General features: G+C 65.0%; 11 protein-coding genes. 9 read left to right on the top strand and 2 right to left on the bottom strand.

Going from position 1 to position 9696, the window contains the following annotated elements:
- The 5 genes from EOA24_RS16285 to EOA24_RS16265 form a co-directional block, all read left to right on the top strand.
- On the top strand, positions 1-771 hold a 771-nt coding region (locus EOA24_RS16285), incomplete at its 5' end, for an inositol monophosphatase family protein (protein ID WP_133374529.1).
- Positions 772-960: 189 nt separating this feature from the next.
- Positions 961-1653, top strand: a complete 693-nt coding sequence (locus EOA24_RS16280; protein WP_126080739.1) for a hemolysin III family protein — start codon at positions 961-963, stop codon at positions 1651-1653.
- 102 nt (positions 1654-1755) lie between these two features.
- Positions 1756-2775 (top strand): MotA/TolQ/ExbB proton channel family protein, encoded by a 1020-nt coding sequence (locus EOA24_RS16275; RefSeq protein ID WP_126080738.1) that lies wholly within the window; start codon positions 1756-1758, stop codon positions 2773-2775.
- A 1-nt stretch (position 2776) separates the two neighbouring features.
- Complete coding sequence (locus tag EOA24_RS16270) at positions 2777-3805, top strand: peptidoglycan -binding protein (protein ID WP_126080737.1); 1029 nt, start codon at positions 2777-2779, stop codon at positions 3803-3805.
- A gap of 250 nt (positions 3806-4055) precedes the next feature.
- A complete protein-coding gene (locus EOA24_RS16265; RefSeq protein ID WP_126080736.1) occupies positions 4056-4481 on the top strand; it encodes a hypothetical protein in 426 nt (141 codons plus the stop codon).
- 77 nt (positions 4482-4558) lie between these two features.
- Here the strand turns inward: EOA24_RS16265 and EOA24_RS16260 are convergent, their stop codons facing one another.
- Positions 4559-4912 carry a DUF1304 domain-containing protein gene (locus tag EOA24_RS16260; protein ID WP_126080735.1) on the bottom strand — a complete coding sequence of 118 codons (354 nt, stop codon included), beginning with the start codon at positions 4910-4912 and terminating at the stop codon, positions 4559-4561.
- A gap of 147 nt (positions 4913-5059) precedes the next feature.
- Between EOA24_RS16260 and EOA24_RS16255 the strand changes: the two genes are divergently transcribed.
- The 3 genes from EOA24_RS16255 (at position 5060) to EOA24_RS16245 (ending at position 7252) form a co-directional block, all read left to right on the top strand.
- Complete coding sequence (locus tag EOA24_RS16255; protein WP_126080734.1) at positions 5060-6547, top strand: carboxypeptidase M32; 1488 nt, start codon at positions 5060-5062, stop codon at positions 6545-6547.
- 61 nt (positions 6548-6608) lie between these two features.
- On the top strand, positions 6609-6902 hold the full coding sequence (locus EOA24_RS16250) for a hypothetical protein (RefSeq protein WP_126080733.1): 294 nt from the start codon (positions 6609-6611) through the stop codon (positions 6900-6902).
- Positions 6899-7252, top strand: a complete 354-nt coding sequence (locus EOA24_RS16245) for a PIN domain-containing protein (protein ID WP_126080732.1) — start codon at positions 6899-6901, stop codon at positions 7250-7252. Before EOA24_RS16250 ends, EOA24_RS16245 begins: the two co-directional genes overlap by 4 nt.
- An 84-nt stretch (positions 7253-7336) precedes the next feature.
- Here the strand turns inward: EOA24_RS16245 and EOA24_RS16240 are convergent, their stop codons facing one another.
- A complete protein-coding gene (locus EOA24_RS16240) occupies positions 7337-9139 on the bottom strand; it encodes an ABC transporter transmembrane domain-containing protein (protein WP_126080731.1) in 1803 nt (600 codons plus the stop codon).
- A 206-nt stretch (positions 9140-9345) separates the two neighbouring features.
- On the opposite strand from EOA24_RS16240, the gene rpmE reads away from it, so the two are divergent.
- Positions 9346-9567 (top strand): 50S ribosomal protein L31, encoded by a 222-nt coding sequence (gene rpmE / locus EOA24_RS16235; RefSeq protein ID WP_040974396.1) that lies wholly within the window; start codon positions 9346-9348, stop codon positions 9565-9567.
- Positions 9568-9696: the final 129 nt, after the last annotated feature.

The raw sequence follows: 9696 nt of genomic DNA, 5'->3' as shown, positions 1-9696 counted from the left end.
GTGCAGGCCGCGATGAAGGCCGGCCGCTCGCTGTCGCGCGACTTCGGCGAGGTGCAGAACCTGCAGGTCTCGATGAAGGGACCGGGCGACTATGTCAGCCAGGCCGACCGCAAGGCCGAAGAGATCGTCTACGCCGAGCTGTCGAAGGCGCGGCCGGGCTATGCCTTCCTGATGGAGGAGCGCGGCGCCGTGGAGGGCGAGGACGCCCAGCACCGCTGGATCGTCGATCCGCTCGACGGCACCACCAACTTCCTGCACGGCATCCCGCTCTTCTCGGTGTCGATCGCGCTCGAGCGCCAGGGCCAGGTCGTCGCCGGCGTCGTCTACAATCCGGCCATGGACGAGCTCTACACGGCCGAGCGCGGCGGCGGCGCGTTCATGAACGACCGCCGGCTGCGTGTTGCCGGCCGCTCCAAGCTGACCAACGCGGTGATCGGCTGCGGCGTGCCGCATCTCGGCCGCGGCCAGCACGGCAACTTCCTGATCGAGCTGCGCAACGTCATGGCTGAAGTCTCGGGTGTTCGCCGCCTCGGTTCCGCGGCGCTCGACCTTGCCTATGTCGCGGCCGGACGCATGGACGGCTTCTGGGAAACCGGCCTGTCGTCCTGGGATATCGCCGCCGGCATCCTTCTGGTGCGCGAAGCCGGCGGCTTCGTCTCCGACATGGATGGCGCGCAGGACATGCTGGACAATGGCGAGGTCGTCGCCGGCAACGAGCTCATCCAGCGCGCGCTGCTCAAGACCGTGAAGAAGCCGTTGGCGCCTCGCTGAGCGCGGCGTCGCGGTCAGCGCCCTACTGCGAAAGTCGGAATCGATTTTCGCAAGGGATCATGCGCAAATCAACGCGCCACAGCGCTCTTTGCGCGTCGAAAGGACGCGCGGCGCGGCAGTCGCAAAACCGCAACCCAAGCTTGAAATACTGGTCCGCGACTGCCCAGATTAGGGTTGCAGGATCATGTGATGAGCGACGCGCGACCAGATACGCAGCTTGAGATCCCCTTCGTGGGACGCTGGCATTATTCGCGCGCCGAAATGATCGCCGACGGCATCGTCCACGCGGTGGGCATCGTGCTGGCGATCGCGGCGGGCTCCGCCTTCCTGGCGCTCGCGGCTTTCCATGCCGGCCCCGGCGAGTATGCCGCCGCTGTGTTCTATGTCGTCTCGCTGCTCACCGTGCTGTCGGTGTCGCTGGCCTACAATCTGTGGCCGGTATCCTGGCCGGCGAAATGGATCCTGCGCCGCTTCGACCACGCCGCGATCTATCTCCTGATCGCCGCCACCTACACGCCCTTCCTAGCCCAACTCGACAACTCGCCGCTGGCATTGCCCATGATCGTCGTCGTGTGGGGTGCCGCGCTGGCCGGCATCGCCATCAAGATGTTCCTGCCCGGCCGCTACGACCGGCTGGCCATCGTCTTCTACCTCGCCATCGGCTGGAGCGGCGTGGTGCTCGCCGGACCGCTGGTCGAGACGCTGCCGCCGACCTCGGTCGCGCTGCTCGTCGCCGGCGGCATCGTCTATTCCCTGGGCGTCGTCTTCTTCGCCTGGAAAGGCCTGCGCTTCCACAATGCCGTCTGGCACGGCTTCGTCGTCACCGGCGCCGGGCTGCATCTGGCCGCCATGGTCGACTGCCTGGTCGTCAACCGGTTCTAATCCATGACATAGGCGATATTGCCAAGCACCATTCAATTTGGTCACAATTCCGTTTAGAGTCGCGGCAATTCTGCGGCGGGTGGCATCGGAAACGGGGCACGGATGGCTTTTCTCAGATCCTTCGGCAGGCGATCGGACGTCCTTGTCTACGATCCTCACAAGCTGTCGAGCCCGCAGGTCTTCCTGCTCACCATGGTGATCTTCCTGATCATCGTCGCTTTCATCGCCGCCATCCTCACCCGCCAGATCTCCACCGCCTTCTCCAGCAATCCGGGCCTCAACGGGCTGATCGTCGGCGTGCTGGCGGTCGGCATCCTGCTTGCCTTCGTCCAGGTCGGGCGGCTGTTCCGCGAGGTGCGCTGGGTCAATTCCTTCCGCGCCGGCTCCGAAACCACCGAGCCGGTGCTGTTGGCGCCAATGAAGGCGATGATCGGCCGCTCGTCGACGATCGCCTTCTCGACCTCGTCGATGCGCACGATGCTGGATTCCATCGCAACCCGCCTCGACGAGAGCCGCGACACCTCACGCTATCTTGTCGGCCTGCTGGTGTTCCTCGGCCTGCTCGGCACCTTCTGGGGCTTGCTCAACACCATCGCCTCGATCCGCGAGACGATCGAGGCGCTGGACCCCGGCACCGGCGATGCCGCCGCCGTGCTCGACGCGCTGAAGCAGGGTCTGTCGGCGCCGCTCGCCGGCATGGGCACCGCCTTTTCGTCCTCGCTGTTCGGCCTCTCCGGCTCGCTGGTGCTCGGCTTCCTCGACCTGCAGGCCGGCCGCGCCCAGACCCGTTTCTACACCGAGCTCGAGAACTGGCTGTCCTCGGTCACCGACCTGTCGTCGGACATCGTCGTCTCCGACACGGCCAAGACCGAGTCCTCCGAGGACATCCGCCTGCTGTCCGAGCGGCTGCGCAGCCTGCAGGAGAATGGCGGCGGCTCCAATCCGCGCGTCGCCACCGCCATGGCCAACCTCGCCGACGGCATTTCGGGGCTGGTCAAGAACATGCGCTCCGAGCAGCAGATCATGCGCGACTGGGTCGAGGCCCAGTCGGACGAGCAGAAGGCCATGCGCAACACGCTGGAAAAGATCGCCGACGCGCTGAAGAAGCAAGGGGTCCACTGACGTGGCGCTGGCAAGACGGCGCGCCGACCGCCGCATCGACTATTGGCCGGGCTTCGTCGACGCGCTGTCGACGTTGCTTCTGGCGATCATGTTCCTGCTCACCGTCTTCGTGCTGGCGCAGTTCCTGCTCAGCCGCGAGATCTCCGGCAAGGACACCGTGCTCAACCGTCTCAACTCGCAGATCAACGAGCTGACCCAGTTGCTCGCGCTGGAGCGCTCGAACAGCCAGGACAAGGAGGATACGCTCGCCAACCTGCAGGCATCGCTGTCGGCGGCGCAGGCCGAAAAGAGCCGCCTCGAGCAATTGCTGGCGCAGGGCGCCGGCGCCGGCGACGCGGCCAACAAGCGGGCGGACCAGCTTTCCGGCGAACTCAGCAACCAGCGCCAGATCAGCCAGCAGGCGCTGAGCCAGGTCGAGATCCTCAACCAGCAGATTGCCGCCTTACGCAAGCAGATCGGCGCGCTGGAAGACGCGCTCAACGTCTCCGAGCAGCGCGACCGCGACTCCAACACCAAGATCGCCGATCTCGGCCGCCGTCTGAACGTGGCGCTGGCGCAGCGCGTCCAGGAGCTCAACCGCTACCGTTCCGACTTCTTCGGCCGGCTGCGCGAGATCCTCGCCGACCGCGAGAACATCCGCATCGTCGGCGACCGTTTTGTCTTCCAGTCGGAGGTGCTATTTCCGACCGGTTCCGACGTGATCAACGACGCCGGCAAGGTCGAGATGAAGAAGCTCGCCGACGCCATCATCGAATTGCAGAAGGAAATCCCGCCGGAGATCAGCTGGGTGCTGCGCGTCGACGGCCACACCGACAACAAACCGCTGTCCGGCACCGGCCGCTATCGCGACAACTGGGAACTGTCGACCGCGCGCGCCACCTCGGTGGTGAAGTTCCTGATCGAGAACGGCGTGCCGGCCAACCGGCTGGTGGCCGCCGGCTTCGGCGAGTTCCAGCCACTCGACCCCGCCGACACCGACGAGGCGCGCAGCAAGAACCGCCGCATTGAACTGAAGCTCACCGAACGGTGATCCATTATCACACCAAGTCACGGTAAGTTGTTTGTCGGCTGAATACTTAGAGTACCAAGTCCCGTCGGCAAGGCCTGAAAACATTATCATTTTTTAATTACACATCGGCAATCGACGCACCTAATTTGCCGCGCAGGGCCGGGGACCGCCGGCGATGCCTCCCATCGCGACGCGACGGAACCGGACGGCCCGCAAAGTTCGGAAGGCAAGCGGCAGGGCCGCAGCCTTCCCTATCGGAGGATGCGCCGCCATGCGCGCTTCAACATCTCTCAAGACTATGACCCTGGCTGCCGCGTTGATCGCGGCCCCGCTTGCCGGCGCCTATGCGGCCGGACACCACAAGGGGGCGCTCGACGCGACCCCTACGGCCGATTTCATCGGCCCGCGCGCGGCCGGTCTTATCGATCAGGCCCAGGGCGTGGATCAGGGCATCACCGATGCCCGGCAGGCGAACAACATTTCGGCTTCCGAAGCGCAGCAACTGCACATGCGCGCCGCTCGCATCAGCCAGGCCGCGGAGCACGTCGCGGCTTCGGATCACGGCCGGGTCCCGTCCGCGCAATACCATGAGCTGCTGCGCCGCCTCGACAATGTCGACCAGAGGCTGATGAACGACACCGGCAGCGGCTTCATGATAGGCGACGGCGACGACGGCGGGAATTACCCGAACGGTTGACCACCAGGGAAGGGACCACCTGGCGCCCGCGGGACCTGGCCCCGAGGGCGTCCTTTTTCGATCGCGTATCGCTTTGGTTATAGGCCGAGCCAAAGCGCGAGGATCGCAAGCACTGCCGGAACCGTCTGAACAAAGAGAATCTTGCGGCCGACAGTTGCCGCGCCGTAGAGGCCGGCTGTCGCGACGCAGAGCAGGAAGAACATCTTGACCTGAAAGCCTGCGGCGCCGAGATAGAGTCCCCAGAACAGCCCAGCAGCCAGGAAGCCGTTATAGAGCCCCTGGTTGGCGGCAAGCACCTTCGAGGCGCTGGCGAATTCCGGCGTCAGTCCGAACGCCTTGCGGCCGCGCGGCGTGTCCCAAAGCACCATCTCCCGATAGACGATGTAGCAATGGATCAGCGCCACCAGCCCGACCAGGATATCGCCGATCATCGTCCTCTCCAGCGGTTTGTTCCCGGCATTGATCACGCAGCCGCCCCACAAGGCAAGACCACTGATTCCATCCCGGCCGATCAGGGTTGCCAAGCGCGGTGCGTTGGTATCTTTTCGCGCCAGCCACATTGAAGCTGGGTATCCATCATGTCCTTCCAGAAACTCGACGACCTCGGTCACAAGCTCGAAGCGCTCGAGCATGCTTTGGCCATCCTCGGCGCCGACGAGGCGACGCATATGGCGGTTGGCGGCGGCGAGAAACGCGCCGAGGCGATGTCCTCGCTGGCCGGCATGCTGCATCGCCAGGCGACCGCGCCGGAGATCGGCGACTGGATCGCCGCCGCCGAAGCCGAGCCGCTCAGCGAGGAACAGCAGGCGGCGGTCAGGGAACTGCGCCGGCAATACACCAACCTCACCTGCCTGCCGGCCGAGTTTGTCGAACGCCAGACGGTAGCGCGCATGCGCTCCGAGCAGCTCTGGCGGAGCTTGCGCGCCAGGAACGACTGGGCGGGCTTCCTGCCGGCACTGGAAGGCGTCGTGGCCCTGGTGCGGGAAGAGGCGGCGCTGCGCGCCGACGCGCTCGGCCTCGCCCCCTATGACGCGCTGATGGAGCAGTATGATCCCGGCAACCGCGCCGCCGACATCACGCCGGTGTTTGCCGAGCTGAAGGTCTTTCTCAAGGACTTCCTGCCGCATGCGCTGGCCGTGCAGGATGCGCGATTGGCGAAGCACCCATTGAAGCCGCTGTCGGGCAGCTATGCCGTCGACCGCCAGCGCGAGCTCGGCCTTGCCATGATGGCGGCCGTCGGCTTTGACCTCACCCATGGCTCGCTGTCGGTATCGCACCATCCCTTCTGCGGCGGCGTGCCGACCGATGTGCGCATCACCACCCGCTACAAGACCTCCGATTTCCTGTCGGCGCTGATGGGCGTGCTGCACGAGACCGGTCATGCGCTCTACGAGCAGAACCTGCCGAAGGCCTGGTCGCATTGGCCGCTCGGCAAGGCGCGCGGCATGGCCGTGCATGAGAGCCAGAGCCTGTTCGTCGAAAAGCAGGTTGGCCGCAACCCCGCCTTCTGGCGCTGGGCTTTGCCGATGGTCGAAAGACATCTCGGCGAAGCCTGGTCGCTCGACGACATCCTGCCGCATGTCCACCATGTCGAGCGCGGCCTGATCCGCGTCGACGCCGACGAGGTCACCTATCCGCTGCATGTCATCCTGCGCTACGAACTCGAGCAGGAGCTGGTGTCCGGCCGGCTGGAAGCCGCCGACCTCCCCGAGGCATGGGACGCCAAGATGCGCGACTATCTAGGCCTCTCGACCATCGACAACCCGGCAGACGGGCCGATGCAGGACGTGCACTGGCCGGGCGCCGCCTTCGGCTATTTCCCGTCCTACACTCTGGGCGCCATGATGGCGGCGCAGCAATGGGCGGCTGTGACCAGGGAGCACCCGTCCGCCGACGAGGACCTCGCCAAGGGCGATTTCAGCGCCATCAACGAGTGGCGTCGCGCAAAGATCTGGTCGCAGGCCTCGCGCTGGTCGACGCCCGAGCTGCTCGAGCGCGCCACCGGCGAGAGGCTTAACGCGACTTACTTCACGGAGCATCTGCGCTGGCGGTACGGAGCCTCATAGACCGACCTCGTCGGCAATGGCCGCTCATTTGCGTACCATTTCGTACTACTGTATGTTATGATTGGGAGGTGCGCAGATGAACGCTTCAGGTCCCAAGGAACGCGCAACGTTTTCGATCGACAGCACGATCAAGGAGACGCTTGAAAGCCAGATTCCGAAAAGCAAGCGATCCCGCTTTGTCGAAGAGGCGATCGCGAAGGCATTGAAGGACGCCGCGAAAGAACGCGCTCTGAAAATGATCCGGGAATTCAAGTCGACCTCGACCGGCGGCGAAGACTCCACCGACGTGCTGCGCAGAATTCGCCAGGAAATGGACGGCCGGCCGGTGGATATCCTCGAAGGCCGCAAAAAGTGATCATCGTCGACGCGTCGATCTTCATTAAACTCTTTCGGGATGAGGATGACAGCGAACAGGCTCGAAATCTGTTCGCGAAGAACATTGCAGATGGCCGCGCCATAGCCGCTCCGGGCATCCTGCTTTACGAGGCGCTATCGACTGCGCTCCATTATGAGCAATCCTTTGTCATGGTCGCAAAGCTCATCGCCGGATTGCGCGAAGGCGGTTTCGAGCTTCTGGAGCCGGATATGGACGAACTGGCCAAAACACAGGAGATGGCGACGCAGCTCAGTCCGGCTGGCGGCTATCCGACGCTCAACATTGCGTTTACCACGCCATCGCCATCAATCGCGCTGCAACGTTGGTAACAGCCGACCGGCGGCATTTTGCCAAAACAAAACACTTGGGCCGCATCACTCTACTCGCCGACTGGCGACCAGGCTGACACATTTCTACTCCGCAGCGCCTTTGAAAGCGCCGGCGCCTGCCTCGAACTGCAGCTTGGCGAGCCGCGCGTAGATGCCGCCCTTGGCGACCAGGCTCTGATGCGTGCCTTCCTCGACGATGCGCCCGCCTTCCATCACGAGAATGCGGTCGGCCTTGAGCACCGTCGCCAGCCGGTGGGCGATGACGATGGTGGTGCGGCCGCGCATCAGCCGCTCCAGCGCCCGTTGCACCAGCGTTTCGCTTTCGGCATCGAGCGCCGAGGTCGCTTCGTCGAGCAGAAGGATCGGCGCGTCGCGCAAGATGGCGCGGGCAATCGCGATGCGCTGGCGCTGGCCGCCCGACAGTGTCACGCCGCGCTCGCCGACCTGGCTGTCATAGCTGTTGCCCAGTCTGGCGATGAATTCATCGGCAAGCGCGGCCTTGGCGGCGGCCTCGATCTCGGCGTCGCCGGCGCCCTGCCGGCCGAAGCCGATATTGTCGCGCACGCTTGCCGCGAAGATGGTGACGTCCTGTGGCACGATCGCGATGCGTTGACGGATGGCGGCCGGGTCGGCCTCGCGCAGATTGACGCCGTCGATGGCGACGCGCCCGGTCTCGGGATCGTAGAAGCGCAGGATCAGCGAGAAGACAGTGCTTTTGCCGGCGCCCGAAGGCCCGACGATCGCCACCGTCTCGCCGGGCTTAACCTGGAAGCTCAGGCCATGCACGGCGGCGCGGTCCGGCCGCGCCGGATAGGAGAAGGAGACGTCGTCGAAGCTGATCGCGCCCTTGGCCGTGGCCGGCAGCGCGACGGGATCGACCGGCCGTTGGATCGTCGGCGTCTCGGCCAGGATCTCGGTCAGCCGCTCGGCGGCGCCCGCCGCCTGCGACAGCTCGCTCCACACTTCCGACAAGGCGCCGAGCGCGCCGGCGGCGAACACCGAATAGAGCAGAAACTGGCTAAGCGTGCCGGGCGACAGCGTGCCGGCAAGCACGTCGCGCGAGCCGAACCACAGCACCGCCACCACCGAGGAAAATATCATGAAGATGGCGAAGAAGGTCAGGAAGGAGCGCGCGAACACCGAGGCCCGCGCCGCTTCGAAGGCCGCGTCGACGGCGGCCGCGAAGCGGCCGGTGACCAGCTTCTCGTTGGTGAAGGCCTGCAGCGTGCGCACAGCGCCGATCTGCTCGCTGGCGTAGGCGGTGGCCTCCGCGAGCGTATCCTGCGCTTGCCGGGACTTGCGCCGCACCGAGCGGCCGAAAGCGACCAGCGGCAGCACGATCAGCGGAATGGCCGCGATCACCAGGCCGGAAAGCTTCGGGCTGGTGACGACCATCATCGCCACCGCGCCGAGGCCCAGGATGACATTGCGCAGCGCGACCGAGGCGGTGGCGCCGACCGCCGACTTCACCTGCGTGGTGTCGGCGGCGAGCCGCGATACGATCTCGCCCGAATGCGTGCGATCGAAAAAGGCGGGCGACAGCGTCGTGACATGGGCAAAAACGTCGCGGCGGATGTCGGCGACGACGCGCTCGCCGAGCGTGATCACAAAATAGTAGCGGCTGGCAGAGGCGGCGGCGAGCAGCGCCGCCATCGCCACCAGCGCGGCGAAATATTCAGCGATGAAGGTGGAGCCCGAGGCCTGGAAACCGTGATCGATCATGCGCCGCACGGCCATCGGCAGGGCAAGCGTCGTCACCGCCGCCACGACCAGCGAGATGATCGCGCCAACCGCCAGTTTCCGGTAGCGCGTGATATAGGGGAAAAGGTTTCTCAGCGGCCGGACCGAGCGCCTGCGCTGGTCTCCACTGGCACCGATATCCGCCATGAGCGTTTCCTCTGGCCGCTGGTCAACACCGCGCTTCAATATGCGCTTGCCGCGGCCTTGTGATTCAATTCCGGCTGATGTATAGGCTCGCCGACCGTTTTAGAAGCCGTGGCTTTTCATTAGCTGCGGCTTCGAGTTTTAAAAAGGGGCGCATCGACGCAGGCCATTGGCCCGTAACCGGCGCCGGCAAGCCAGGACATAAGACAATGAAGGCCGATATCCATCCCGACTACCACACCATCAAGGTCGTCATGACCGACGGCACCGAATACCTGACCCGTTCGACCTGGGGCAAGGAAGGCGACACGATGAACCTCGACATCGACCCGACCACGCACCCGGCATGGACCGGCGGCCAGCAGACCCTGCTCGACCGCGGCGGCCGCCTGTCGAAGTTCAAGAAGCGCTTCGAGGGTTTCGGCCTCTAACCCGGATACGCCCGCAGGATTTGAAAAACCCGCCTTCGAGGCGGGGTTTTTTTTTTTTTTCTTCTCCCCGTTCAACGGGGGGAAGGTGCCCGAAGGGCGGGTGAGGGGGAGCGCCGGCGTCGGCAAGCT

It is taken from the genome of Mesorhizobium sp. M2A.F.Ca.ET.039.01.1.1, from assembly GCF_003998035.1.
Taxonomy (GTDB): domain Bacteria; phylum Pseudomonadota; class Alphaproteobacteria; order Rhizobiales; family Rhizobiaceae; genus Mesorhizobium.
Note: the sequence above shows the minus strand (reverse complement) of the source record. Positions and strands in the feature narration are given on the sequence as shown.